At 72.7% G+C, this 26,064-nt stretch carries 19 protein-coding genes; 5 read left to right on the top strand and 14 right to left on the bottom strand.

Annotation, left to right across the window (positions count from 1 at the left end):
- Positions 1–290: 290 nt before the first annotated feature.
- Positions 291–2,537: an MMPL family transporter gene (locus tag ACFPZJ_RS14190; protein WP_381021125.1), complete on the top strand. Its 2,247-nt coding sequence runs from the start codon at positions 291–293 to the stop codon at positions 2,535–2,537.
- A gap of 89 nt (positions 2,538–2,626) precedes the next feature.
- Here ACFPZJ_RS14190 and mgt read toward each other — a convergent pair whose 3' ends face one another.
- The 5 genes from mgt to ACFPZJ_RS14165 all read right to left on the bottom strand — a co-directional run bounded on the left by mgt (position 2,627) and on the right by ACFPZJ_RS14165 (position 8,126).
- Positions 2,627–3,832, bottom strand: coding sequence for a macrolide-inactivating glycosyltransferase (mgt, locus tag ACFPZJ_RS14185; protein WP_381021124.1), 1,206 nt, complete (start codon positions 3,830–3,832; stop codon positions 2,627–2,629).
- 49 nt (positions 3,833–3,881) lie between these two features.
- A complete protein-coding gene (gene erm / locus ACFPZJ_RS14180; RefSeq protein ID WP_381021122.1) occupies positions 3,882–4,661 on the bottom strand; it encodes an ErmE/ErmH/ErmO/ErmR family 23S rRNA (adenine(2058)-N(6))-methyltransferase in 780 nt (259 codons plus the stop codon).
- A gap of 338 nt (positions 4,662–4,999) precedes the next feature.
- Positions 5,000–6,283 carry an ABC transporter substrate-binding protein gene (locus ACFPZJ_RS14175; protein ID WP_381021120.1) on the bottom strand — a complete coding sequence of 428 codons (1,284 nt, stop codon included), beginning with the start codon at positions 6,281–6,283 and terminating at the stop codon, positions 5,000–5,002.
- The gene (locus ACFPZJ_RS14170) at positions 6,283–7,116 is read right to left on the bottom strand and encodes a carbohydrate ABC transporter permease (protein WP_381021118.1); all 834 of its coding nucleotides are present in this window, start codon (positions 7,114–7,116) and stop codon (positions 6,283–6,285) included. Before ACFPZJ_RS14170 ends, ACFPZJ_RS14175 begins: the two co-directional genes overlap by 1 nt.
- A gap of 35 nt (positions 7,117–7,151) precedes the next feature.
- The gene (locus ACFPZJ_RS14165) at positions 7,152–8,126 is read right to left on the bottom strand and encodes a carbohydrate ABC transporter permease (protein ID WP_381021116.1); all 975 of its coding nucleotides are present in this window, start codon (positions 8,124–8,126) and stop codon (positions 7,152–7,154) included.
- Positions 8,127–8,325: 199 nt separating this feature from the next.
- Here ACFPZJ_RS14165 and ACFPZJ_RS14160 point away from each other — a divergent pair, with 199 nt between their 5' ends.
- On the top strand, positions 8,326–9,189 hold the full coding sequence (locus ACFPZJ_RS14160; RefSeq protein WP_381021114.1) for a phosphotransferase enzyme family protein: 864 nt from the start codon (positions 8,326–8,328) through the stop codon (positions 9,187–9,189).
- A gap of 121 nt (positions 9,190–9,310) precedes the next feature.
- On the opposite strand, the gene ACFPZJ_RS14155 is transcribed toward ACFPZJ_RS14160, so the two are convergent.
- The 4 genes from ACFPZJ_RS14155 to ACFPZJ_RS14140 all read right to left on the bottom strand — a co-directional run bounded on the left by ACFPZJ_RS14155 (position 9,311) and on the right by ACFPZJ_RS14140 (position 13,697).
- Positions 9,311–10,033: a 3'-5' exonuclease gene (locus ACFPZJ_RS14155; protein WP_381021113.1), complete on the bottom strand. Its 723-nt coding sequence runs from the start codon at positions 10,031–10,033 to the stop codon at positions 9,311–9,313.
- A 119-nt stretch (positions 10,034–10,152) separates the two neighbouring features.
- Entirely contained in the window at positions 10,153–11,391 is a 1,239-nt protein-coding gene (locus tag ACFPZJ_RS14150) for an SAV2148 family HEPN domain-containing protein (RefSeq protein WP_381021112.1), read from the bottom strand.
- A 102-nt stretch (positions 11,392–11,493) separates the two neighbouring features.
- Positions 11,494–12,813, bottom strand: a complete 1,320-nt coding sequence (locus ACFPZJ_RS14145; RefSeq protein ID WP_381021111.1) for a copper amine oxidase — start codon at positions 12,811–12,813, stop codon at positions 11,494–11,496.
- A gap of 56 nt (positions 12,814–12,869) precedes the next feature.
- On the bottom strand, positions 12,870–13,697 hold the full coding sequence (locus tag ACFPZJ_RS14140) for a Tat pathway signal sequence domain protein (protein WP_381021110.1): 828 nt from the start codon (positions 13,695–13,697) through the stop codon (positions 12,870–12,872).
- Between the two features lie 182 nt (positions 13,698–13,879).
- On the opposite strand from ACFPZJ_RS14140, the gene glgX reads away from it, so the two are divergent.
- Both glgX and treY read left to right on the top strand, forming a co-directional pair.
- Positions 13,880–16,012, top strand: a complete 2,133-nt coding sequence (glgX, locus tag ACFPZJ_RS14135) for a glycogen debranching protein GlgX (RefSeq protein ID WP_381021108.1) — start codon at positions 13,880–13,882, stop codon at positions 16,010–16,012.
- Positions 16,013–16,239: 227 nt separating this feature from the next.
- Positions 16,240–18,615: a malto-oligosyltrehalose synthase gene (treY, locus tag ACFPZJ_RS14130; RefSeq protein WP_381021107.1), complete on the top strand. Its 2,376-nt coding sequence runs from the start codon at positions 16,240–16,242 to the stop codon at positions 18,613–18,615.
- Positions 18,616–18,752: 137 nt separating this feature from the next.
- Here treY and ACFPZJ_RS14125 read toward each other — a convergent pair whose 3' ends face one another.
- The 3 genes from ACFPZJ_RS14125 to ACFPZJ_RS14115 form a co-directional block, all read right to left on the bottom strand.
- Positions 18,753–19,187, bottom strand: coding sequence for an SSI family serine proteinase inhibitor (locus ACFPZJ_RS14125; protein ID WP_381021105.1), 435 nt, complete (start codon positions 19,185–19,187; stop codon positions 18,753–18,755).
- Positions 19,184–20,536, bottom strand: a complete 1,353-nt coding sequence (locus ACFPZJ_RS14120) for a M14 family zinc carboxypeptidase (protein ID WP_381021315.1) — start codon at positions 20,534–20,536, stop codon at positions 19,184–19,186. Before ACFPZJ_RS14120 ends, ACFPZJ_RS14125 begins: the two co-directional genes overlap by 4 nt.
- A gap of 164 nt (positions 20,537–20,700) precedes the next feature.
- Positions 20,701–21,252, bottom strand: coding sequence for an FHA domain-containing protein (locus ACFPZJ_RS14115; protein WP_381021104.1), 552 nt, complete (start codon positions 21,250–21,252; stop codon positions 20,701–20,703).
- Between the two features lie 251 nt (positions 21,253–21,503).
- Here ACFPZJ_RS14115 and treZ point away from each other — a divergent pair, with 251 nt between their 5' ends.
- Positions 21,504–23,249: a malto-oligosyltrehalose trehalohydrolase gene (gene treZ, locus ACFPZJ_RS14110; RefSeq protein ID WP_381021103.1), complete on the top strand. Its 1,746-nt coding sequence runs from the start codon at positions 21,504–21,506 to the stop codon at positions 23,247–23,249.
- 59 nt (positions 23,250–23,308) lie between these two features.
- Here treZ and ACFPZJ_RS14105 read toward each other — a convergent pair whose 3' ends face one another.
- Together ACFPZJ_RS14105 and ACFPZJ_RS14100 are read right to left on the bottom strand one after the other, a co-directional pair.
- A complete protein-coding gene (locus tag ACFPZJ_RS14105) occupies positions 23,309–24,406 on the bottom strand; it encodes an aminoglycoside phosphotransferase family protein (RefSeq protein WP_381021314.1) in 1,098 nt (365 codons plus the stop codon).
- 49 nt (positions 24,407–24,455) lie between these two features.
- A complete protein-coding gene (locus ACFPZJ_RS14100; RefSeq protein WP_381021101.1) occupies positions 24,456–25,583 on the bottom strand; it encodes an aminopeptidase P family protein in 1,128 nt (375 codons plus the stop codon).
- Positions 25,584–26,064 lie beyond the last annotated feature (481 nt).

The following is a 26,064-nucleotide window of genomic DNA, read 5'->3' as shown; positions in this document are numbered from 1 at the left end:
GCTCCACGCGCCTGTGACTTATTCGACAAGGTTGCGCAATCACAAAGAGGATCACCGCCGACTGACCGGACAGGTCGACGGCGCCGCCCCCGAGTCGCATCCCCGAGAAGTCGAAGTAGATGTAAGGGGCCACGGTCCTCCCCAGTGGTGAGGGCGGGAGGGCCGAGTGGATGAGTTCGAGCCCCGGCACGTCACCGGACAGCACGACGATATGCCTTTATCCGGCCCATACCTTCGAAGCGAAGGGGGCGGCAGGGGGCCGTCACCGCAGACGAGGGAGCAAGCCCGTCATGGGGAACGGAGAAACGCGGGTGCGGGGCCTCGCCGCGCGGGCCGGCGGCTGGAGCGCACGGCATCGATGGGCGGCCGTCGGCATCTGGGTGCTGTTCGTCGTCCTGGCCATGGGGCTCGGTTCGGCGGCGGGCCGGGTCGACGTCAAGAACAGCGAGCAGATGAAGGGCGAGACGCACACCGCCGCCCGGATCATCGAGGACGCCGGGATCGACGAACCGTCCAGTGAGACCGTCCTGATCCAGGCCAAGGACGCCGGGCTCAAGGCGACGGACGCCGAGTTCCGGGCCGCCGTCACCGCCGTCGTCGAGGCGGTCGAGGGGACCGGCCAGGTCACGGACGTGGTGACGCCGTACGAGACGGAGACGATCTCGAAGGACGGCCGCAGCGCGCTGGTGCAGTTCGACATGCGCGGCGAGGCGGAGACCGCGGGCGAGCGGGTGGAGCCCGTGCTGAACGCCGTGGAGAAGGTGCAGAAGGAACACGGGTCGCTGCGGATCGAGCAGATCGGCGGCGCCAGCATGATGAAGACGTTCGACGACGCGTTCGGGGACGACTTCCAGAAGGCCGAGTACTCCGCGGTGCCGGTGGCCCTCGGCATTCTGCTCATCGCCTTCGGCGCGCTGGTGGCGGCGCTGCTGCCGGTGCTGCTGGCGATCACCGCGATCATGGCGACGATGGGCCTGATGGGCGTCGTCAGCCACGTGGTGCCGATGACGGACGCCGCGAACTCCGTGATGCTGCTGGTCGGCATGGCGGTCGGCGTCGACTACTGCCTGTTCTACCTGCGCCGGGAGCGCGAGGAGCGCGAGGCCGGCCGGGACCCGCGGACGGCTCTGCGCATCGCCGCCGCCACCAGCGGCCGGGCGATCGTCGTCTCCGGCATCACGGTGTGCGTGGCGATGGCGGGCATGCTGTTCACCGGGATCGCCGAGTTCGAGGCGATGGGTCTGGCCTCGCTGATGGTCGTGGCGGTCGCCATGGTCGGCTCCGTGACCGTCCTGCCCGCCCTGCTGTCGCTGCTGGGCGAGCGGGTCGAGAAGGGCCGTCTGCCGTTCCTGCGCCGGCGCCGGAACGGCGGCAGTGGGGAGAGCCGGTTCTGGACGGCCGTCCTGCGCGGCGTGCTCGCCAAGCCGGTGCTTTCCGTCGTCGTGGCGGCCGGTGCGCTGCTGGCGGTCGCCGCTCCCGCCCTCGGCATGAAGACCCAGAACCTCACGCTGGACCAGGAGTTCGGGGACTCGCTGCCGATCGTGCAGACGTACAACCGCGTCAACGAGGCGTTCCCGGGCGGCTCCGAGCCGGCCGAGGTCGTCGTCAAGGCCGACGACATCAACGCGCCCGAGGTGAAGGCGGCGCTCGCCGACTTCCGGGAGAGGGCGATCAGTTCCGGTGCCTCGCGGGGCCCGGTCGAGATCAAGCTGCACGACGCGCAGAACATCGCGTTCGTGTACGTCCCGCTGGTCGGCGGTTCCGACCAGGACACGGCGGGGGCGAGCCTGGAGAAGCTGCGCGACGAGGTGCGGCCCGCCACGCTCGGCGAGGTGGACGGTGTCGAGGCGCCGATCACCGGACAGGTCGCGGGCAACAAGGACTTCAACGACCAGCTCGTCGGCTCCGTCGTCCCGGTCTTCGCCTTCGTCGTGGTGTTCGCGTTCCTGCTGATGCTGTTGTCGTTCCGCTCGCTGACGATCGCCGTCACGTCGATCGTGCTGAACCTGCTGTCGGTGGGCGCGGCGTACGGCATCCTCGTCGCGGTGTTCCAGCACGGCTGGGGCGCGTCCCTGGTGGGCGCGGAGGGTGTGGGCGCCATCATCACCTGGCTGCCGCTGTTCCTCTTCGTGATCCTGTTCGGCCTGTCGATGGACTACCACGTGTTCGTGGTCTCCCGGATCCGCGAGGCGCGGCTGCGGGGCCGTACGACGAAGGACGCCATTCAGCACGGGGTGGTCACCACGGCCGGTGTCGTCACCAGCGCCGCGGTCATCATGGTCGCCGTGTTCGCGATCTTCGGGACGCTGTCCATGCAGTCCATGAAGCAGATGGGCGTCGGTCTCGCCGCCGCCGTGCTGATCGACGCGACGATCATCCGCGGTGTGCTGCTGCCGGCGGTGATGGCGCTGCTCGGTGAGCGCAACTGGTACCTGCCGACGTGGCTGAACCGCCTGCCCGACCTCACGCACGACGAGTCGTCGGAGGCCGTCGCGGCGGCGTCGGGCCAGGGCGAGACGCAGCCGCTGAGGGTCTGACCCCCTCCACCGGCCGAGGGTCCGTCGGTTTCCCCGGGGACCGACGGGCCCTCTTGCGCTGCGGTTGCCTCCGGCGGTTCCCGCGTCTCCTACGCCCGGCGGCCGGCGGGCAGTTCGGCCTCGATGAGGTCGGCGGCCCGCCGGGCGCCGCCCTCCTCGGCCATCCGCGCCTGGACGTCCTTCAGGCGACGGGCGACCTCCGGGTCGTCCACCAGCGCGAGGGCCGCCGCGCGCAGGGTTCCGGCGGTCGCCTCCTCGGCCGGGACATGGCGGGCGACGCCGAGGCCCTGCAGCATGTCGGCGTTGCCGAACTGGTCCACGGCCTGGGGTACGGCGATCATCGGCGTGGCGGTGGCCAGCCCTTCCTGGCTGCCGCCCGCACCGGCGTGGGTGACGAACAGATCGGCCTGCCTCAGGATCGCCAACTGCGGCACCCAGGAGCGCACGTCCACGTTTCCGGGTACGTCCCCCAGTTCGGCGGGATCGACCTGCCCGCCGATCTGGAGCACCGTGTGCCAGCCCGGCAGGTCGCCGAAGGCCCGGACGCACTCACGGTAGAAGCCGGGCTGTTTGGTGAAGGCCGACCCGAGCGAGACGAGCACGACGTTCTCGGCGCCGGCGGGCCGCCGCCAGTCGCCCTCGGCGCCGCGGTCGCCCTGGCAGGCGCCGACGAAGGTGTGCACGGTCTCGTCGACCCGGTCGGCGTTCGGCTGCAACACCTTGGGGATCAGGACGAGCGACCGGGCGGGACGGCCCACGAAGGGGTCCGGGTGCTCGGTGATCCCGTTCTCCTCCAGCCACGCGTGGAAGCGGGCGTAGTAGGCGCGTCCGCGTTCGGTCTGCTTCGGCTCCGCCCACATCGGCTCGGCGACCTCCTCCTCGTACCCGTCCCAGGCGACGAGGTTCGGCGACAGGGAGATCGCGGGCACGCCCCAGCGGTGGGCGAGCACACGGGCCGGGTAGGCGGTGATGTCGTGCAGCACCAGGTCCGGCTCGTCCCCCTCGTACGCCTCGATCAGCTGCGGCAGCGCCTGGATCGCGTCGTTCAGGAAGGGCTCGACGTGGTCCAGCAGGGTGCTGCCCCACGCCTCGGGGTCGGCGTCGGGTGAGGGCAGGGTCGAGTTCCAGAGCTTGGGTTCTGCTCCGGTGGCGGCGACCTTGTCCGCGAAGTGCGGCGGGATCGCGTACGTGACCCGGTGGCCACGCGTGACGAGCTCGCGGATCACCTCGAGACTCGGGTTCACGTGGCCGTGGGCGGCGATGGAGAACATGGCGATGTGAGCAGGACTGGTCATGCCCCGACCCTAGGCGAGACGAGACGTCTCGTACAATGGTTCTGCTTTCCTACGACGTCAGCACCTCGTGGAGCACCAGCCACCGCCCCGGCGCCACCTGCCCCACGAGCACACCCGGGTCCAGGTGCGCGGCGCGGAACGCCGCGTCCACCCGCCGCCTCGCATGGGCCCGGCGCAGGGAGGCGTGCAGCGAGCCGCCGACCCCGGAGAAGCCGAGCTCCACGAGGCGCCGCCAGCTCTCCTCGGCGGCGGCGTCCAGCAGCGGTGTGCGGCGGCGCTCGATGCGCAGCACGCCGGCGTCGACGTTCGGCACCGGCCGGAAGCTGTACCGGCCGACCCGCCCGGCCAGCCGCCAGGTGCAGCGGGGCCAGGTCCGTACCGTCAGCTGGGTCCAACTGCCGTAGTCCCCGGTGCGTTTGCGGGCGTACTCGAGCTGGGTGAGCAGGGTGGCGTCGGTGAGGGCGGGTGCGCGCAGGCACCAGTCGACGACGGCCGCGGTGCGCGAGAACGGCACGTTCCCGGCGACGCAGAAGGGGGTGCGCGGCGGCCGGGCGGCGAGGAAGTCCCCTCCGACGACGCGGACGTGGGACGTGCCGGAGAAGCGGCTGCGCAGGACGGGCACGAGCCGTGGATCGATCTCGTACGCGAGCAGTTCGCGGCAGCGCGGGGCGAGCGTGTCGGTCAACGCCCCTTTTCCGGCGCCCACTTCGAGCAGCAGGGGCGCCGGCCGGTCGTGCGGGACGGCGAGTCGGGCGAAGCGGTGGGCGGCGGCGCGGTCGGCGAGGAAGTTCTGCGAGAGCGCGCGGGAGCGCCGGGTGGTGCGGGCCATGGCCTGCGGTCCTTGTCTTCCGTGAGGGGCGTGACGGGCAGACGAAGGCCCCGACCGGAAGACAGAGGGGAACGGCACACCGAGCGGACACGCGTCGACCGCGCGCCTCGTTCACGGCGTACGTGACAGAAGAGGGCGCCCCTGCGGCGGTGCCGTCAGCGGGCGTGGCTCCCCGGGCCGGTCAGGGCTCCGGGGCCGCTGCGCATGCGGTTGGCGTACGTGCAGCCCCGGCCGTGGCCGCAGATGTAGATCGCGTTGAAGGCTCCCACGGGCAGCACGTTAGGCGGGCCGGTCCGGGCGGACAACTGGTTTTCCGCCCGGACCGGGTACCAGGGCCTTCAGCGCTGGTAGCGGGCGAGCACCAGGTTTCCGTCCCCCTCCAGCCGTTCGCGCAGTGCGCCGAGGCCGATCGCCCCGCTGTAGTACTCCTGCAGCGCCGGAGTCGCCACCTTGTCCTTCCACTCGGGGTAGCCCCGCACGGTCTGTGCGGGTGCCGGGCGGAGGTGGGCCGCGAGGGCGCTGCCGGTGGCCCAGCCGTGCTCGGCCGTGCGCAGGGCCGGATCCTTCAAGGCCCGGGTGCCGGTGGGCAGCATCCAGTCGCCGAGGGCGAGGCGGACCATGTTCCGCGGCCGGAGCAGGAAGTCGAGGAAGGCGGCGGCTTCCTTCTTGTGCGGGCAGTCCTCGGCGATGGACAGCGTCTGCGGGCTGACGCCCTGGGTGAGCCCGCCCGCGCCGGCCGGGGCGGGCAGCACCTGCCAGGCGAAGCCCTTCGGCGCCTGCTGCACGATCTGCTGGCGGTAGGAGAAGCCGAGCGGCACCATGGCGTACCGGCCGCCGAAGAATCCGGGCAGGGTGTCCGAGCCACCGCTGCCCAGGGTGGTGGGCGAGGCGCTGCGGTCGGTGGTGACCTGGTCGTGGATGGTGCGCGGCACCACCTCGTCGGCCGCTTCGAGGCGGACGGTCACCTTGCCGTCCGTGCCCCGGTGGAAGAGCCGGCCGCCCGCGGACAGGGAGAGGTTGAGCGTGGCGGAGACGGGCTCCTTGAGCGGCCAGGCGACGCCGTACCTCCCGTCGCCGCTGAGCTCTCTCGTCACCTGCCGGAAGTCCGCCCAGCTCCAGGGCCGTTCGGGCGTCGGTATCCGCACACCCGACCGCTTCAGCCAGGTGGCGTTGGCGATCAGCACCCGCGGTTCCTGGAGGAACGGCACGCCGTAGACGCCGTCCCCGAAGGTGGTCGTCTCCCAACTGCGCGCCGGGATGTCGGCCCTGAGCCGCTCGGGCAGCAGGCCGGTCAGATCGGCGAGGTGGCCGCCGTAGGCGAAGTCCGCGAGGTCGTCGGAGGCGTCGTGGATGATGTCGGGTGCCTCACCGCCCTCGAAGGCGGTGAGGAGCTGGTCGTGGACGCTGTCCCAGCTGCCCTGGACGTACTCGACACGGACCGTCGGGTGGGCGGCGTTCCACTCCCGCACCAGTTCCTCGGTGGCCTCGACGGACTCCTCCTGCCAGGCCAGCGACTGGAAACGCAGGGTGATCCGGCCGTCGTCGCGCGTCCCGCCGGACGAGCAGCCCGCGAGCAGCAGCAGGACGACGGCGGTCAGGGCCGCCGGCAGCCTCGTACGCATCAGCTCTTCACCGCCCCGGCGAGCATGCCGCCCGTGATCCTCCGTTGGATGACCGCGAAGACGACCAGCGAGGGCAGCGTCGCCAGGAACGCGGCTGCCGCGAGGGGTCCGAGATCGGCGACGCCCTCGGCGCCGATGAAGTGGGTGAGCACGACCGGCAAGGTCTGCTTCTCCGGTGTCTTCAGCAGGACGAGCGCGAAGAAGAACTCGTTCCAGGCGGTGATGAACGCGAACAGCGCCGTCGCCACGATCCCCGGCGCGAGCAGCGGCGCGGTCACCGACACCAGCGTCCGCAGCCGCCCGGCCCCGTCGACCGCCGCCGCCTCCTCCAGCTCGGGCGGTACGGCACGGACGTACCCGGCGAGCATCCACAGCGCGAACGGCAGTGCCCACACCACGTAGACCATCACCAGTCCGGGCACCGAGTCGATCATCCGCAGGTTCTTCAGGACGAGGAACAGCGGGATGATCACCAGTACGAACGGGAACGCCTGGCTGACCACCACCCACCCGGTCGCCGCTCTGGCGAGTGGGCCGCGGCGCCGCGCCATGACGTATGCCGTCGGGGTCGCGACCAGGACGGCGATCACCGCCGCGCCGAGCGCGGCCAGCAGGGAGTTGAGCGCGGCGTGCAGCAGCGGCTGCTCGTCGAAGGCCTGTCGGAAGTTGGCCAGGGTGGGGTCCCGCGGGATCCAGGTGGGGTGCGGGCTGCCCAGTTCCCGCGGCGGTTTGAACGCGGTGGACAGCAGCCACAGGAACGGGAAGGCGAGGAAGACGAGATACGCGAGCAGCGCGGCGTACTGGCCGGCGCGGGCGGCCGGACCGCTCCGCACACCGCTGCTCCTCACGGCGGTCCTCACAGCGGTCCTCACGCCTCGTCACCTCCCCTGAGACGGCCGGCGAGAAAGACGGCCAGCATGATCGAAATCACGGCGACCATCACGCAGCCCATCGCCGCCGCGTACCCGAACTGCCCGTAGCGGAAGGCCTCTTCGTAGGCGAACAGCATCGGCAGGCGGGTGCGGCCGCCGGGACCGCCGCTGGTCAGGACGTAGACCAGGGCGAAGGAGTTGAAGTTCCAGATCAGGTTGAGCGCGGTGACCGCCAGGGCGACGGGCCGGATGGCGGGCCAGGTGACCGTGCGGAAGCGGCGCCAGGCTCCGGCGCCGTCGACCGAGGCGGCCTCGTGGAGTTCGCGGGGGGTGTTCTGGAGTCCGGCGAGCAGCGCGACCGTCGTCTGGGGCATCCCCGCCCAGACGCCGACCACGATCACGGCGGGCAGGGCGGTCGCCAGACCGCTGAGCCAGTCCCGGCCGCCGCCGAGACCCAGGTCGCGCAGGGTCTCGTTGAGGATGCCCGCGTCCGGGTTGTAGACGAGCCGCCACATGACGCCGACCACGACCTCCGGCATGGCCCACGGGACGATCGCCAGCGCGCGGGCCGCCCAGCGCAGGCGTAAGTCCTGGTTGAGCAGCAGGGCGAGGCCGAGCGCGAGCAGGAACTGGGGCACTGTCACGCCGACCGCCCACACCATCCCGACCCGGAACGACTCCCAGAACAGCGTGTCGTGCAGCAGGTCCCGGAAGTTGAGCCCGCCGATCCACTCCGTGGGCTCGGTACGGCCCGACTGGGCGTCGGTGAACGCCAGCAGGATCCCGTACAGCAGTGGTCCGACACTCAGGACGAGGATGGGGATCAGGGCGGGCAGCACCAGGAACCAGGCGCCGTGGTCGACGGGCGGCCTGGGCCGGTCCGGGCCGGGCGAGCGGCGGGCCGGTCTCCTCACCTCGGTCACCGATGTCACGGAATCAGCCCCTTTGCACGGCTCGGGTGGCCACGTCATGGTCGTGAAGGCGGTGTGCCGCGTCAAGGCACCGCGCACACGGTCCGACCTGTGCGAATGCGACACTGACGGGCGGATGGCCGGAACCCGGCGGCGGCCGGGTGCCCCATCCGGGCCCGGCCGACGGCGGAGCGTGCGGGCGGAGGGGAGCGCGCGAGGCCACGCGCGGACGGACGAGTACGGACACGGAGGCGGACGGATGGACGAGGCACGGGCGCGGTACGTACTGGCCGCGGCGGGGGTGCTGCCCGGCGCGGCACGGGGCGCGCGGCTGCTCGCCCTGGGCGAGAACGCGGTGTTCGCCGCCGGTGACCTGGTCGTCAAGGTGGGCCGCGACGCCGAACTCCTGGACCGCGCGCGGCGGGAGCTGGCCATCGCGCTGTGGCTCGCCGAGGCCGGTGTGCCGGCAGTGCGGGCCGCAGAACCCGAGGCGCTGCTGGTCGAGGGCCACCCGGTGACCGTGTGGTACCGGCTGCCCGATCCGGTACGGCCGGCCGAAGCCCGGGATTTGGCCGAACTCCTACGGGTCGTCCACGCACTGCCCACCCCTGCCGTCGAGCTGCCGCCCCGCGATCTGCTGGGCGGCGTGGAACGCTGGCTGCGCCTCGCGGGCGACGCGATCGACCCCGCGGACGCGGCGTACCTGCGCGAGCGCCGCGACGGGTTCGCGTCGGCCGCGGCCGCGCTGACGCCCCGTCTGCCGCCGGGGCCGATCCACGGCGACGCGCTGCCCCGCAATGTGCACGTCGGCCCGGACGGGCCGGTCCTGGTCGACCTGGAGACCTTCTCCGCCGACCTGCGCGAGCACGACCTGGTCGTCATGGACCTCTCCCGCGTCCGCTACGGGCTGCCGGAGGAGGCGTACGCGTCCTTCACGCGGACCTACGGCTGGGACGTGCGGGAGTGGGAGGGGTGCTCGGTGCTGCGCGGCGCCCGGGAGACGGCCAGCTGTGCGTGGGTGGCCCAGCACGCGCCGAGCAACCCCAAGGCACTGGCCGAGTTCGAGCGGCGGGTGGCGTCGCTTCGGGACGGGGACGAGACGGTGCGCTGGTATCCGTTCTGAGGGGCGGGTGACCGGAGGGCTCCCGACGTGCCGCGCGGGGCCGCCGCACGGGGCCGGTGGGTCGCACAGCCCGTCGCGGGGCCGGAATCACCGGTGCCCGCGCGGCAGCGAAGGTCGGCCGTCAGACCCGTTCGTCCGTCAGCTCCCGCACCGGCCACGCCCCGTCCACCACCGCCTCCGCCTCGCCCTTGCGGCGCAGGAAGCTCTGGAAGTCCGCCGCCCACTCGGCGTACCACTCGATCTGGCGGCGGTGCAGTTCCGCCGGGCCGAGGGCCGCGATCTTGGGGTGGCGGCCGGCTATCGCGCAGGCCAGCAGGGCCGCCGCGAGGGCGTCGGCCGTGGCGTCGTGGGCGGAGTCGAGGGCGACGCCGTACTCCGCGCAGACCGCCTCCAGGTTGCGCTTGCCCCGCCGGTAGCGGTCGACGGAGCGGTCGATCGTGTACGGGTCGATGACCGGGGCGAGGTCGGCGCCGCCCAGCCGGTCGCGCAGGGACGGCAGTCCGTACCGGCGCAGTTCGGCGGAGAGCAGGGTCAGGTCGAAGGCCGCGTTGTAGGCGACGACCGGCACGCCCGTCTTCCAGTAGGCGACGAGGACGCCGGCGATGGCGTCGGCCACCTCGTCGGCCGGGCGGCCCTCCGCGGTCGCCCGCTCGTTGCTCACGCCGTGCACGGCCACCGCATCCGCCGGGATGGGCACGCCCGGGTCGGCGAGCCACTCGCGGCGCCCCATCGGCTCCCCGCCCCTGACCTCGATCACGGCGCCCGTGACGATGCGTGCCTCGCGCGGGTCGGTCCCCGTCGTCTCCAGGTCGAAGCCGATCAGCAGCTCCCGGTGCCAGCCCATGGCGGCCCCCCTTCTCGGTGGTGCGTTCCCCCAGTGGTCTCCACCTTCCCACGAGCCACTGACAATCAGAGGACCACGTTCCGCTCAGCCGCCGGAACCACCGGATGACAGGGGACAGTTCACGACACCGGACGCGAATCCGCCCACATCACCTCGAACTCCTCGCGATAGGTGGGGAAGAGACCGCCTTCATCGACCTCGCCCGACTTGACGAGTTTGCTCCCGTTCCGCAGAACGAGCACCGGCGCCTCCATGCCCCGCGTGCGGCGCAGGTAGTTCTGCACGACCGCTATGCCGTCCGCGCCGTCGCCGTCGACGAGGTAGGCGGTGAAGCGGGGCGTCTCGTCGTAGACCTGGATCTCGAAGGCGCCCGGGTCGCGCAGCGCGGCGCGCACCCGGCGCATGTGCAGGATGTTCATCTCGACCGCGCGGCCGAGTTCACCGCGTTTGATGCCGAGTTCACGCTCGCGCCGCTTGACCGCGCTGGAGGCCGGGTTCAGGAACAGCAGCCGCACCCGGCAGCCGGACTGGGCCAGACGCACCAGGCGCCGGCCGGAGAAGTTCTGCACGAGCAGGTTGAGCCCGATGCCGAGGGCGTCGAGGCGCCGGGCGCCGCCGAAGATGTCCTCGGCCGGGAACTGGCGCAGCAGCCGCACCCGGTCGGGGTGGACGGCCACGACGTCGGCGTACCGGTCGCCGATCAGGTCCTCGACCGCGTCGACGGGCAGCCGGCGCGCCGAGGGCACGTCGCCGCCCGCGCCGAGCATCTCCAGCAGCCGTGCCGAGGCCCGCTCGGCCTGGGCGAGGACCGCCTCGGACAGGGCGCGGTTGCGGGAGACGACGTTCCGGGTGACCTCCAGCTCGTCCAGCGCTAGCTCGACGTCCCGGCGGTCGTCGAAGTACGGCTCGAAGCACGGCCAGTGCTGCACCATCAGCTCCCGCAGCTGCGGCAGGGTGAGGAAGCTGAGGACGTTGTCGTCGGCCGGGTCGAGCAGATAGCCCTTGCGGCGGCTGACCTCGCGGACCGCGACCGCGCGCTGCACCCACTCCTGCCCGGCGGGTCCGGCCGCGGCGACGACCCAGTCGTCGCCGTGGACCGGTTCGTAGATCGGGCGCAGAACGGCGGCCACGACCGCGCGCAGCCGCTGTTCGACGAGGTTCAGCCAGATGTAGGCCCGGCCGGCCCGCTGGGCGCGGGTGCGCACCTCGCGCCAGGCGTCGGCGTCCCAGTCCAGTTCCGGACCGATCGAGCCCGCGTCCATCGGCCGCGCCAGGGACACGGCACCGGGCGGGACGTCTGTGGAGTTCCCCTCGTGACCCTCGTCACCAGGGGGCAGCTCCAGCCCTCCCGAGCCCACCCGCGCACCGCCTTCCGCTCCCCCGAGCACCCACCGTCCCAACGATCAAGGAAGGGTACTCCGGGAGCGGTGCGCGGTGCAGCCCGATGGACAGGCTTGTTCTCAACCTTCGCCGTCCAGGCGGCCGTTCTGGTCCGCCAGCTCCTTGGGAGTGAGCGGATTCATAGCGGTGACGTCGCGGGGCACGAGGGAGAAGCCCTGCCAGTGGACGGGCATGGGCTGCTGGTCCTCGTCGCGCGCGATGTGGTGGAAACCGATGTTCACCCACACCACGGGGCGCTTGAGGGCCTGCCCGTTCACCCACTTGTCGAGGGAGCCCGGGTGGTCGGTCCCGCAGCGGGGGTTGTGGCTGGCGAACAGCTCGCACTTGTCGTACTCGGTGAAGTAGACGTCGTGCTTGGTGAAACCGCGCCCGGGGTACTTGCTGGTGGCGCCGGGCACGATCTCGTACGACCGCGCGTGCCCGTCCTTGTTCTTGCCGGTGGCGCTGACCACGCGCCACCAGCGCATGTTCTTCGCGTCGCCCGCGAGTTCCTTGGTGATCTTCGTGCGGGTGGTCCTGTTGGTCGGGGCCTCCTGGCCGGAGGCGGGCGGGCTGACCTTCGAGTCGTACTGCTCGATCCGGTTCTTGGAGGAGCCGTCGAGGGCGAAGTTGAGCCGCCAGAAGACGTTGTGGCTGTGGCTGGTTGCCTTGGCCCGGGCGCCCTTGCCGATGGGCCAGCCCTGGCCGTCGCTCGCGGCGTAGTCCCAGGGCGAGAGGCTGCCGGTGGCGCCCACGTTCATGGTGAGGGCGCCGTCGTCCTGGAAACGCCACTCGGTGATGTACTCGTACCAGCCGACCTTGTTGACGGTGTAGAGCAGCAGGTCCTTGCCCTGGGCCTGGTAGCGCTTGCTGTAGTCCTGCTCGGACTGCATGCGGTACGCGTGGCCACGCGCGCGCGTGGTGGTGCACAGGCCCTTGATGTCCGGGCTGTCGGACCAGTCGGCGTCCCGGACCTTGATCGTCTTGATGGTGCCGCCGGGGCACTCGGCCGGCGACAGGTTCACCAGTCCCTGGGCGAAGCGCTCGTCCGTGAGGTCGTGGTACTCGCGCTGGCCGTCGTCGTAGGGGACGTGGATCTGGCTGAGCCGGCCGCTGGTGAGGACCTTGATCGGCTTCGGCTCGCCCTTGGGCTGGTAGGAGATGTGCTCCAGGACGAGCCCGGCCTTGGGGTCGTAGCGCCAGCACATCCGCCAGGTCGTGCCGCCGGTGAGCTTCTGCTCGATGCGGTAGGCCGCGCTGCAGTCGGCGGCCGGCGCGGGCGCGGCCTTCGGCTGGGCGACGGCGGGTCCCGTGCCGGTCGTCGCGCCGGCGGCCAGCGCGGCCAGGGCCAGGCCCACCGCCGTCCGCGTGCGGGCGCGGCTGAATCTGTTCGAGCGCATGCTTGGGTGACTCCCTTACAGGAGGTTCGGGTGGGAAACGTGGACGAGAGGGCGGCTCAGCGGCCGAGCGCGGCGACCTTGCGGGCGCTCAGGTCGATCACCAGGTCCTGGGCGTCGATCCAGGGCCCGTTCCTGACCTTCGTGAACAGCCGCACACAGCGGTGCCCGCCGCACTGGTCGAGGACGGCCGGCTGGGCGCCGGGGGCGGCCCGGTACACCCCGCCGGTGGCCTGCAGCTGGTCCGGCGAGGTGAGCTCCTTGCCGGTGGCGTCCCGGTAGTCCGCCTTCAGGCCCGCGCCCAGCGGGTCGGCGATCAGCAGCGCGACGGCCTCGCGGATCTCGGCGCGGCTCGGCGACGGCTGGACGCCGCGCCGGGTGGTCGTCCCCTCGACCTTTCCGGTGTCGAGGTTCACGGTCCTGGTGACGAGGGCGTCGTCCTTGTAGTCGTAGAACGTCACCTCGGCGCGCCGGGGCGCGTCCGCGCCGTCGAGTTCGTCGGCGTCCGGCTCGGCGAGGTCGACGCCGAGACGCTGCGGTCCGCGGCCCCCGTCGACGTTCTCGCTCGCGTTGAACAGCTGCCGGTTCACGGCGATCTTCTCGACCCGCTCGATCTCGTCGTCGGTCAGCGGATCGCGGCCCGTGCCCCGCTCGCCCTGCTCGGGTGCCTGCTCGACGACGCCCGGCGCGACCTGGCCCTGGCCCGGCTCCTCCCCTTGCTCTGCCTGCTGAGCGGCCCGCTGTGAGGTCTGGCCGCCCGTCCTCCCCGTGTCATCGGCTCCCGCCGTGCCCGGCAGGGTGATCCCCACCATGACGGCGGTTCCGGCGACGGCGATGGCCGCACCGGCCACCACCTTGCCGAGATGACGATGCACTATCGTGCGCACATCTTCCCCCTACTCCCCCAATGGCCCCGGGAGTATGTGTCTGCCCCTGTGGTTCGCGCATACCGCGTATGCACTGGTCACTCGGTAAGAGGGATGTAAGTCATAGGTGGTTCCCTCACTTTCGGGGACACTCGGGGCCAAGGCGTCCCCACCGGCGGCGCACACCTGAAAGAGTCGTGTCCATGCAGGTCTGGCCTGGAGAGGCGTATCCACTCGGTGCCACGTACGACGGCGCCGGAACGAACTTCGCGGTCTTCACGGAGGCCGCGGACCGAGTAGAGCTGTGTCTGCTGCACGACGACGGCTCGGAGACCGCGATCGAGCTGCGGGAGAGCGACGCGTTCGTGCGGCACGCGTACGTGCCCGGCATCATGCCGGGGCAGCGGTACGGCTTCCGTGTGCACGGCCCGTACGCACCCGAACGCGGGCTGCGGTGCAACTCGGCGAAGCTGCTGCTCGACCCGTACGCGCGTGCGATCAGCGGGTCGGTCCGCTGGGGGGAGGAGGTGTACGGCTACCACTTCGACGCGCCCGACCGGCGCAACGACCTGGACTCGGCGCCGCACACGATGACGTCGGTCGTGGTCAATCCGTACTTCGACTGGGGGGACGACCGGCTGCCGCGCATCGATTACCACCACACGGTGATCTACGAGGCGCACGTCAAGGGCCTCACCATGCGGCACCCGGGGCTGCCGGAGGAGCTGCGCGGCACGTACGCGGCGCTCGCGCACCCGGCGATCATCGAGCACCTGACCGAGCTCGGGGTCACGGCGCTGGAGCTGATGCCGGTGCACCAGTTCGTGAACGACCACCGCCTGGTGGACATGGGCCTGAACAACTACTGGGGCTACAACACGATCGGCTTCTTCGCCCCGCACAACGCCTACGCGTCCTGGGGCGACCGCGGACAGCAGGTCCTGGAGTTCAAGTCGGCGGTCAAGGCCCTGCACGAGGCGGGCATCGAGGTGATCCTCGACGTGGTCTACAACCACACCGCCGAGGGCAACCACCTGGGCCCGACGCTGTCCTTCAAGGGCCTCGACAACCCGCGCTACTACCGGCTGGCGGACGACCCCCGCTACTACATGGACACGACAGGGACCGGGAACTCCCTGCTCATGCGGTCCCCGCACGTGCTCCAGCTGATCATGGACTCGCTGCGGTACTGGGTCACCGAGATGCACGTCGACGGGTTCCGCTTCGACCTGGCGGCGACGCTGGCACGGCAGTTCCACGAGGTGGACCGGCTGTCGTCGTTCTTCGACCTGGTGCAGCAGGACCCGGTGGTGTCCCAGGTGAAGCTGATCGCCGAACCGTGGGACGTCGGCGAGGGCGGCTACCAGGTGGGCAATTTCCCGCCGCTGTGGACCGAGTGGAACGGCAAGTACCGGGACACCGTGCGCGACCTGTGGCGGGGCGAGCCGCGCACCCTGGCGGAGTTCGCCTCGCGGCTGACCGGCTCCTCCGACCTGTACCAGGACGACGGACGGCGCCCGCTGGCCTCGATCAACTTCGTGACCTGCCACGACGGCTTCACGCTGCACGACCTGGTGTCCTACAACGAGAAGCACAACGCGGCCAACGGCGAGGACAACCGGGACGGCGAGAGCCACAACCGGTCCTGGAACTGCGGCGCCGAGGGAGAGACCGACGACCCGGACGTGCTGCGGCTGCGCGCCCGGCAGATGCGGAACTTCATCGCGACGCTGATGCTGTCCCAGGGCGTGCCCATGATCAGCCACGGCGACGAGTTCGCACGCACCCAGCGCGGCAACAACAACGCCTACTGCCAGGACAACGAGCTGGCCTGGGTCGAGTGGCCCGAGGAGGGCCGGGAGGCCGAGGACGACTTCCGTGAGAGCCTGCTGGCCTTCACACGCGCGATGGTGTGGCTGCGCCGGGACCATCCGGTCTTCCGCAGGCGGCGCTTCTTCCACGGCCGGCCCGTGGAGGGCACCCACGACGACCTGTCGGACATCGCCTGGTTCACCCCGGAAGGCCGGGAGATGACCCAGCGGGACTGGGACTCGGCGCAGGCGTCGGCACTGACGGTGTTCCTCAACGGCAACGCGATCTCCGAGCCCGGCCCGCGCGGGGAGCGCATCACCGACGACTCCTTCCTGCTGATGTTCAACGCCTCGCCGAAGCCGCTGGAGTTCGTGGTGCCGGTGGACCACGGCCGGCAGTGGCAGGTGGTGGTGGACACGGCCCGTGCGGACGGGGTGCCGCCGGGCACCGGCCCGAAGGTGCAGGCCGGGGACCGGCTGACCCTGGCCGACCGCAGCCTGACGGTGTTGCAGCGGCCCGTTTAGGAGGGTGCGACGGGCGCGGGGGGGGGCACGCGCGCGTGCCGCTTCCGTCGGGCATGCGCGCGTGGAGCCCGTGAGCACGCGCGCGTGGGAGGTTCTCGGCCAGGAGGGTCCACTCGCGGCCTCCGGTCGCCCCCGTGGCGGCCGGAAGGCCACTCGTCCGGGCGACACGCCGCGCACCGGCGACGGGCGATGACACGAAAAGCGGCGGGGCGGGTACGTACGTCTGCATGACACCTGAGCGACCTGACCCGGCGGTGCCCACGGCCACGTACCGGCTGCAGTTGCAGCCCGAGTTCCCCTTCGGGGCCGCGGCGGCGGTGGTGCCGTACCTGGCCTCGCTCGGGGTCTCGCATCTGCACCTGTCCCCCGTCCTGGAGGCCGTGCCGGGCTCGCTGCACGGCTACGACGTCGTGGACCACGCGCGCGTGCGTGAGGAGCTGGGCGGCGAGGAGGGGCTGCGGGCGCTGGCGCGCACCGCGCGGGAGCACGGCCTCGGCCTGGTGGTGGACATCGTCCCGAACCACATGGCCATGGCCCCGCGGCACAACCGCGCCCTGTGGGAGGTGCTGCGGGAAGGCCCGAAGTCGCCGTACGCGCGGTGGTTCGACATCGACTGGGAGGCGCAGGACGGCCAGGTGCTGCTGCCGGTGCTCGGTGGGCCGCTGGGCGAGGTGATCGACGAGCTGCGGGTCGACGGCAACGTGCTGCGCTACTACGACCACGCCTTCCCGCTGCGCGAGGGCACCGAGGACCTGCCGCTGCCGCAGCTGCTGGACGCGCAGTGGTACCGCCCGGTGTGGTGGCGGCTGGCCCGCACCGAGCTCAACTACCGGCGGTTCTTCAGCATCTCCGAGCTCATCGGGGTGCGGGTGGAGGACCCGGAGGTCTTCGAGGCCACCCACGCCACGCTCCTGCGGCTGCTGCACGAGGGCGTGGTCGACGGGCTGCGGGTCGACCATCCCGACGGACTCGCCGACCCGGACGGCTATCTCCAGCGGCTGCACGAGGCGACCGGTGGCCGCTGGACGGTCGTGGAGAAGATCCTGTCCGACGGTGAGCACCTGCCCGCCTCCTGGCCGGTCGCCGGCACCACCGGCTACGACGCCCTGCGGCACGTCGACGGGCTGTTCCTGGACCCGGCGGGCCTCGGGGAGCTGCTGGGCCAGTACCGGCGCTTCGCGGCCCCGCAGACGGACCGCGGCGGCGAGTGGGCGGCGACGGTGCGACGGGCCGCGTACAAGGTGCTGACGCACGAGCTGGCCACCGAGGTGGACCGGCTGACCCGGGTGGCGAGCCGGCTGTGCGTCACCTCGCCGGAGCCCGCCCTGCGCGACCGGGCGCCCTGGGCGCTGCGCACCGCGCTGCAGGAGCTCCTGGTACGGCTGGAGGTCTACCGGCCCTACGCGTCCGTCGACGCCGCGTCGGTCGTCACGCAGGAGGCGGCGGCCGAGGCCCGGCTCGCCTTCGTCGTGCCCGAGGAGGCCGCGGCGGTGGACGTCGTACGGGATCTGGTGCTCGGCCGGTACGGTGACGGGCCCGCGCACGTGGAGTTCCGGACGCGGTTCGCGCAGACGGCGTCGGCGCTGCGGGCCAAGTCCGTGGAGGACACGGCCTTCTACCGCTACGTGCCGCTGCTGTCGGCGACCGAGGTGGGCGGCGAACCGGGCCGTCCCGCCGTGGCCCCGGAGGAGTTCCACGCGTACTGCGCGCGCGTGCAGCGCGACTGGCCGGCCACGGGGACGGTCATCTCCACGCACGACACCAAGCGCAGCGGCGACGTGCGGGCGGCCCTGCACGTGCTCACCGAGTGCCCGGACCGCTGGGCGGACGTCCTGGCGGAGGTGACCCGCACGGGTGAGGGCGTACCGGACGCGCAGCTGGCGTGGGCCGCCTGGCAGACGGTGTTCGGGCTGGGCCCGGCGGACGAGGAGCGCGTGCAGGGGGCGCTGCTCAAGCACGTGCGCGAGGCGGGGATGTACACCAGCTGGACCGAGCAGGAACCGCCGTACGAGGAGGCGGTGGCGCGGTTCGTTGCGGCGGGGCCGTGCGGGGGGCCGGGTGAGCGGGTGGCTGCCCTCCGCGACTCGCTGGAGCCGCACATCCGGGCCAACGTCCTGGGGGCGGCCCTGGTGCACCTGACGATGCCGGGCGTCCCGGACGTCTACCAGGGCACCGAGGCCGAGTACCGGGCGCTGGTGGACCCGGACAACCGGCGCGCCGTGCGCTTTCCTCCAGAAGCGTCCGGGGCGACGTCTGCGGACAAGGAAGCGGTGACGCGGGCGGCGCTGGCGCTGCGCGCGCGGCGGCCCGACGTGTTCGGCGAGGCGGCGACGTACGCGCCGCTGACCGCCGAGGGGCCGGCGGCGGCGCACTGCGTGGCGTTCGTGCGCTCCGGGCAGGTGCTCACGGCCGTGACACGGCTGTCGCTGCGGCTGGCGCAGGCCGGGGGCTGGCGGGAGACCCGGCTGCCGCTGCCGCCGGGGCGGTGGGCCGACGTCCTGGATCCCGGGCGGCAGTTCACAGGGCACGCGCGGGTGGAGGAGCTGTTCGGGCGGCTGCCGGTGGCTCTGCTGGAGCGGGCCGGGGAGGGAGAACCGGGGTGATTCCGGGGCGGACGGGCGGGCTCCTGGCCGGCCGCGTCGGCAGCGGGCCGGTGCGTGGCACCTTCGTCAAGTCGGTGTCATGGCCCCCGGCGGGTCCGCGCTGGGGCCCTGGCCCGTCAGCCGCCCGGCTCAGAGGCTCAGGTGGCGGTGGGCTCCGGGGCGTCCAGTGTGAACACGGCTCCGGTGCGCGCCGCCATGACGCACTCGTTCGGAAACGTCTCCGTGTATGTGACGGGCCGTCCCCTCCACTGCCCGCGCGCGTGCGCGGTCACCGGCGCGTAGACCATCGGGCACATGCCGTCCTTCGACGGGATGCCTCCGATGTCGCCGTCCGCCGCGTCGAGCTCGGCGCAGGCGTCGGCCGCGCGCGTGTGCCCGCTGGGCGGGTCGCACAGCAGCAGGGTGCCGTGCGGGGCGGCGGAGGGGGTCGCGCCCCGGGTGACCGTGAGGTAGAGCCAGTTGCCCGCGGCCCGCTCCGGGACGGTCGCCTGCGCGGGAGTGGTGCAGACGACGATCAGGGCGGCCGCCGCCAGCAGACCGCCCCGTACCGCTTTCGCTGAAGTGTGGGTCATTCCCGATGCATCGGCACGGCGGCCCCGGAACCCCACCCCGGCTCACCCGAACGGGAGCACGCGCGCGTGTGCCGCGCGGCCAGCTCGAAGGCGGCGAGCACGACCCGGACCTGGTACTCGGCCTGGCGTGCGACAGGGATCCAGCGGGCCCCGCAGCCGTCGCGGTAGTCGGCGCACCAGGCGTCGATGAGCCGGTCCAGTTCGGGCAGCGCGCCGACCGGGTCGTGGCCGGCGTGCGTGACGAGCTGGTGCAGCAGCCCCGCCGTCCGCAGGGCCAGCCGCCGTCCGGCGATGCGCAGGGCGGCCAGGTGGGCGGTGCTCAGCGGCGGCAGAGGGTGCGCGGGACCGTCGCCGGTGTCGGGGTCCCACGCGTCGGCCAGGCCGGGGCAGACCAGTAAATAGTCGTCGACCGGTGCGAGCAGGCGCGCCGCGTCGGGCACGGCGGCGAGGTGCGGCCTGAGCCGGGCCAGAAGGCGCCGCAGGACCCCGGTGTCCTGGCGCAGCGTGCGGCTGACGGCGCGCAGCACCCCGTCCCGGTCGGTGGGCGGCGAGCCGTCCGCCACGGCCGCCACGCCCCACATGGGAGCCTCCACGACCGCCGTGACGGTGCCGTGCCGGTGCGGGTGGAACCACGTCGACTCGACGGCGGCCTCCGTTATGGCCGCGGCCAGGTCGCCCCGGCGCGGCGGCGGGATCCGGTAGACGGCGGGTCCCAGGCCGGGCCAGTACAGGGCGTCGTACGCGCCGAGCTCGCGCGGGATGCCGAGGCGGGCCGCGGTGTGCGCCAGGCGCCGGTCGAGGCCGGGCAGGTCATGGGTGAGTTCGACGAATCCGCCGCCGACGTCGACGCCGTGCAGGGAGCACTGGAGGAAGGGCTTCAGTTCGTCCTGGAGGACGAGCAGGGCACGGGTCTCGGGCAGGGCGGCGGCGGCCGCGCCGTCGGGCAGCCATTCGGGCTGTTCCAGGAAACCGGGCCGGAAGAAGTTCCGGAAGTAGCGGCCGAGGGTGTACGGGCCGGTCAGCCAGCCTTCGTTGCGGCGCAGGCCGTCGGGGTCGAGGCACAGCAGCAGGTTCCAGGTGGCGTCGGCGCCCTCGGTGAGCCGGCGGTCGGCCAGGGCCCGCTCGGCCAGGCGGAGCACGGTGGCTCCGCCCACGGGTTCGTTGGCGTGCGGTCCGGCGACGACGAGGGCCTGGCGGCTGCCGTGGCCGACGGACAGCAGCCACATCGGGGTGCCCGCGCGCGAGGTGCCGACCCGGCGCAGCCGGGCGTCGCGGGGATGGCGGGCGACGAGGGCGGCGGCCCGGGCCCCCAGCTCGTCGACGGTCGGGTAACGCAGGAGGGGCGGCAGGGCACACCTCCACGATGCGACGCCGTCGGTTCACTTGATGTGCATGAAGTACGCACAGTCAGTCACGAGTTCGGTGGTACGTCAACACCGCGGCAGGCAAAGGCATTCCAGCCACCGGATCACCGCCACATCGCGTAAACCCCAGGCCACGGCTAAGGTCCGACTCAGTGCGCGGCGAGCCGGAACGTCATCCGGCCGAAACCCACCTGGTCGCCCTCGCGGACGACGGCCGCGCCGACGACCCGCCGCCCGTTGACCGTCGTGCCGTTGGTGGAGCCGAGGTCCCGCAGCACCCACAGGCCGCCCTGGTGGCGGAGTTCGGCGTGCACACGGGAGACCGTCTCGTGGGTGAGACGCAGCCCGTTGGCGGGGTCGCGGCCTATGCGCAGGGGGTGACCGTTCGCCGGGTGGGGCAGCAGCAGCTTGGGCAGCCGCTCGGCCTGCCAGGCCCTGCGCAGCCGTACGGTGAAGCCGGAGATCGCCTCGACGGTGCCGAACACCGCGCGCGAGAAACGGCCCTCCGTGGGCAGGTCGGCGGTGAGCGCGGCGAGCTCGTCCGCGCGGCGCGCGGCCAGCGCCAGCTCCATGCGGCGGACGAACGTGTCATGGGACAGCCGACCCATGGCGACGCCGTCCCGGAGCACCTTCAGCGCCTTGTCGCGCTCCACGTCGGACAGCCGCGCGGGGTACGTGTTGAACTCGAAGGACGACGTCACGCTCGTGATTGTCGGTCAGTGAACCCCGGGTGTCCAGAAAAGGGGAAAACGGCGACCACGCGCGCGGGCCCGGCACCACCGGCCGCGACGAGCCTCCCGTCACCTGCCGCGACGTTGCCCTCACCTGCCGAGGCGCTCTGCGCCGCCTGCCGCGACACTGCCGCAAAAGGGAGAATCCGAAAGCGGATTGATCGCGTTTGACGCACCATGGACGGGCTACATCACGGTGAGCAGACGAAGGGGAACCGTCCGTGCAGTTCGAGGTGTGGGCACCACAGGCCGGCCGTGTGACGCTCCAGTGCGACGGCGTCACCCGTGCGTTGGAGCGCGATCCCGAGCGGGCGGGGTGGTGGCGGGGGGAGGCCGAGGCGCACGACGGCTCCCGGTACGGTTTCGCGCTGGACGACGGACCGGTGCTGCCCGATCCGTGCTCGCGCCGCCAGCCGGACGGCCCGGACGGGCTGAGCGCGGTCGTCGACCACGGACGGTACGCGTGGCGGTCCGAGTGGCCCGGGCGGCCGCTGCCCGGTGCGGTGCTGTACGAGCTGCACGTGGGCACGTACACGCCGGAGGGCACCTTCGACGCGGCCGCCGAGCGCCTCGGCCACCTCACCGAACTGGGCGTCACGCACGTCGAGTTGATGCCCGTCTGCCCCTTCCCCGGCCGGCACGGCTGGGGGTACGAGGGGGTGTCGCTGTGGGCGGTGCACGAGCCGTACGGCGGACCCGAGGGGCTGAAACGCTTCGTCGACCGGGCCCATGAGCTGGGTCTCGGGGTGGTGCTCGACGTGGTGCACAACCACTTCGGGCCGTCCGGCAACTACCTGCCCGTCTTCGGGCCCTACCTCACGGACGCCCACCAGACGCCCTGGGGCGCCGCGGTCAACCTGGACGCGCCCGGCTCGGACGAGGTGCGCGCGTACCTGATCGGCAGCGCGCTGGCCTGGCTGCGCGACTACCGGATCGACGGGCTGCGCCTGGACGCGGTGCACGCCCTGGTGGACACGCGCGCGTACCACTTCCTGGAGGAGCTGTCGACGGCGGTGGACGCGCTGTCCGCCGAGGCGGGACGGCCGCTGTTCCTGATCGCCGAGTCGGACCTGAACGACCCGCGGCTGATCACCGCGCGCGGGGAGGGCGGCTTCGGGCTGGACGCGCAGTGGAACGACGACTTCCACCACGCGCTGCACACCGCGCTGACCGGTGAGTCGCAGGGCTACTACGCGGACTTCGCGCGCGCCCCGTTCGCCGCGCTCGCCAAGACGCTCAGCGGTGGCTACTTCCACGACGGCACGTACTCCAGTTTCCGGGGCCGGTGCCACGGGCGGCCGCTGGACCGGGCGCGCGTGGCCGCGCACCGGCTGCTGGGCTACAGCCAGACCCACGACCAGGTCGGCAACCGCGCGCAGGGCGACCGTTTGTCGGCCCTGGTCTCCCCCGGACTGCTGGCCTGCGCGGCCACCCTGGTCCTGACGGCCCCGTTCACGCCGATGCTGTTCATGGGCGAGGAGTGGGCGGCGGGCACGCCCTGGCAGTTCTTCACCGATCACACCGATCCCGAACTCGGGGAGGCGGTACGGCGCGGCAGGCGGCGTGAGTTCGCCGCGCACGGCTGGAAGGAGGAGGACGTCCCGGACCCGCAGGCCCCGGCGACCCGCGACCGCTCCTGCCTGGACTGGTCCGAGCCGGAGCGCGAGCCCCACGCGCGCGTGCTGGCCTGGTACCGGCGGCTCATCGCGCTGCGCCACGAACAGCCGGACCTCACCGACCCGGATCTCGCCGACACCAAGATCGCCTACGACGAGGAACGGCGCTGGCTGGCCTTCCGGCGCGGGGACGTCTGCGTGGCCGTCAACCTCGCCGCCGAACCGGCCCCGATCCCGCTGGGCAACCCCCACGCGCGCGTACTCGCCGCATGGGAACCCGTAGACGCCCCGGACGCCGGCGGGGTGCTGCACCTGCCCGGGGAGTCGGGCGTCGTGCTCGCCCTGGACTGAGCGGCCGGAGGCGGCGCCGTACCGCTTCCCCGGGGCCGTCCGCGCCCGTGCAGGACGTGCTACAGACCGTCGTCCGTCTCGGTGCCGCGCAGGTCCGTCACGCGTTCCAGGAGGATGGGTTCCCAGGCGCGGCGCAGTTGGGTGCGCAGGGGCAGGGCGTCCGCACCTTGGTTCGCGAGGGCTTCGGCGAGGTGGACGACGGTGTCGCAGCGGGCCAGCCACAGGCCGCGCAGGCAGGGGCGGGCACCGTAGCCGGCGAGGGTGGCCGCGCGGACGGCGGCCGGGGAGCCGACGGCGCGGGCGAGCCCCGCGATGTCCTCGGCGGGGTCGCCGACCACCGCGTCGGCCCAGCCGAGGACGCCCCGCACCCGGCCGTCGGCACTGACCACGAGGTGGTCGCCGGTCAGCGCGTGGTGCACGAGGACCGTCGCGCCGGGCTGGGCGGCGAGCTGGATCGCGGCCGGCGGGGTGAGCTGGTGCAGGCGGGCGGGGTCGAACTCGTCGGCCGCGGCGAGACGTTCGGCGGCGCGGCCCGCGGTGCGCCGCAGCCCCTCCAGGGAGCGCGGGGCGACGCGCGGCACGCCGAGGGTCTCGGCCTGCCGGAGGGGTACCTCGCGCAGGCCCGTGAGCAGTGCGGCCAGGTCGGCCTCGCCGACGGCGGACACGTCGTGCCGCTCGCCGGAGCCGCCGGGCACCTTGGTGTCCAGCGTGTAGGTCAGCCCGGGCGCCCATTCGCCGTGCGCCACGCTGGTCGGCACGGCGACCGGGACGTGCGGGCGGACCAGGTCGCGCAGACGCAGTTCACGGCGCTGGCGCGTGGTGGCCTCGCGGTCGGTGGCAAGGCGCAGCACATGGCGGGTGCCGACCCACCACGTCGCGTGCCCGGCGTCCTCGGCGACGGGTCGGACGTCGGGGGCGACGGCGGTGCCCGAGCCGTCCTTGCGGCCCGTGCCGTCCTTGGCCCCCTTGCTCCCCTTGGTGCCCTTGCCGCCCTGGGCGCCCGTGCCGGACTTGCCGGCCCTGCCTTCGTCGGCCTCCTGGGCTTCCTTGCCGGCCGTGCCCTCCTTGCCGTCCTTGCCGTCCTTGCCGTCCTTGAGCAGCAGGGAACGGACCAGTCGGCGGACCGTGTCCGCGGTGGGTGTCGGTGCCTGGGTCATGGTCGCGCCGTTGTCGTCCGTGAGGCGTGGTGGGGTCATCGGGGGCCGCCTACTCCACTATGACCATCTCGCGGGTGGTGTTGTTCAAACGCCTTCCGCCGTCCTCGGTCACGGTGACGATGTCCTCGATGCGTACGCCGAAGCGGCCGGGCAGGTAGACGCCGGGTTCCACGGAGAAGCACATGCCGGGCACGAGGGGCTGCTCCTCGCCCTCGATCATGTACGGCGGTTCGTGGGTGGTGACGCCGATGCCGTGCCCGGTGCGGTGGATGAAGTACTCGCCGTACCCGGCTCGCGCGATGACCGCGCGGGCGGCCCGGTCGACCTCCTGGCAGGCCGCCCCGGGGCGTACCGCCCGGAATCCCGCCTCCTGCGCCTCGCGCACGAGGGCGTGGACCCGGCGTTCCTCGTCGGTGGGCTCGCCGACGTGGACGGTGCGGGAGGTGTCGGAGCCGTAGCCGTCCTTCAGCCCGCCGAAGTCGAGGACGACCATGTCGCCGCGGGCGATGACCCGGTCGCCCACCTCGTGGTGCGGATTGGCGCCGTTGGGGCCGGAGGCGACGATCGTGAAGTCGACCTGGGAGTGCCCGAAGCGTCGCAGCAGATCGGCCAGGTCGGCGGCGACGTCGGACTCCCGGCGGCCGGCGTAGGGCACCTTGCGGATCTCCTCGAAGGCCTGGTCGGCGGCGGCTCCGGCGGCGGCGAGGAGGTCCAGTTCCGCCGCGTCCTTGACGGCGCGCAGCATCGGCAGGGCCTCGGTGAGGGCGGCGTACGAGGTTCCCGGCAGCGCCTTCTGCAGGCCCAGCAGGTGCATGGCCCAGGTGTTGTCGCTGATGCCGTAGCGGCCCGAGCCGTCCAGGAGGGCGGCCGTGGCGGCGTAGGGGTCCTTGCCGTCGGTCCAGTCGCGCAGCGTCAGGGCGGGCGCGCCGGGTGCCCGCTCGGCGTCCGGGGCCTCCAGGGTCGGGACGACGAGGACGGGGTCGTGTCCGGAGGCGAGGAACAGCAGGGTGAGGCGTTCGGTGACGGCGGTGGGTGTGTAGCCGGTGAGCCACACCAGGTCCGGGCCGGGCGCCACCAGCAGCCCGGCGAGCCCCGCCTCGGCGGCCGCCCGCGCGGCACGCTCCATACGGGCCCGGTAGTCGTCGGCGGTGAAGGGCGCGGGGGCGGTGCCGGTCATCCAGGCCTCCCAGAGCGGCGAAAGGACTACGGGCAGCATCCTGCCCGCCCGACGGGGGCGACGCGAGCCGGTCGGCCGTCTTGGTCGGCACATCTTCGACAGCGGAAACCGATGGCCCGACCGTCGCATCTGGACGGCACCCCGCGGGCTACGGAGCGCGCCGAGCGGGTGCGTGACCGGCTGTGCGGCTGCCGACGGGCCCGACACCGGCGGCGGGCCGGACGGCGCTGCCGGGGCGGATCGACGCGCTGCTGGCGACCGGGGACATCGCCGGCCACGGAACGCAGGCGGTGTGCGAGGAGGAAACCGCCGGGGTCGTCACCGGTCACGCGCACACCGCCGCCGCCACGTCGTTCGCGGGCCGTCCGCTGGTGGTCGGCCCCGGCGTGACCCAGACGCCGCGGCCGCCCTGGGAGGGCGAACGGGTCGCGGACCGGGGGCGCGCCGGCCGGACTCGCCTTCCGTGTGCTGGAGGTCGCGG

Origin of the sequence: Streptomyces bullii (genome assembly GCF_042657145.1) — a bacterium.
In the GTDB taxonomy this organism is placed as follows: domain Bacteria; phylum Actinomycetota; class Actinomycetes; order Streptomycetales; family Streptomycetaceae; genus Streptomyces; species Streptomyces bullii.
The sequence above is the reverse complement of the archived record's forward strand: the minus strand, read 5'-3'. Positions and strand labels throughout refer to the sequence as shown.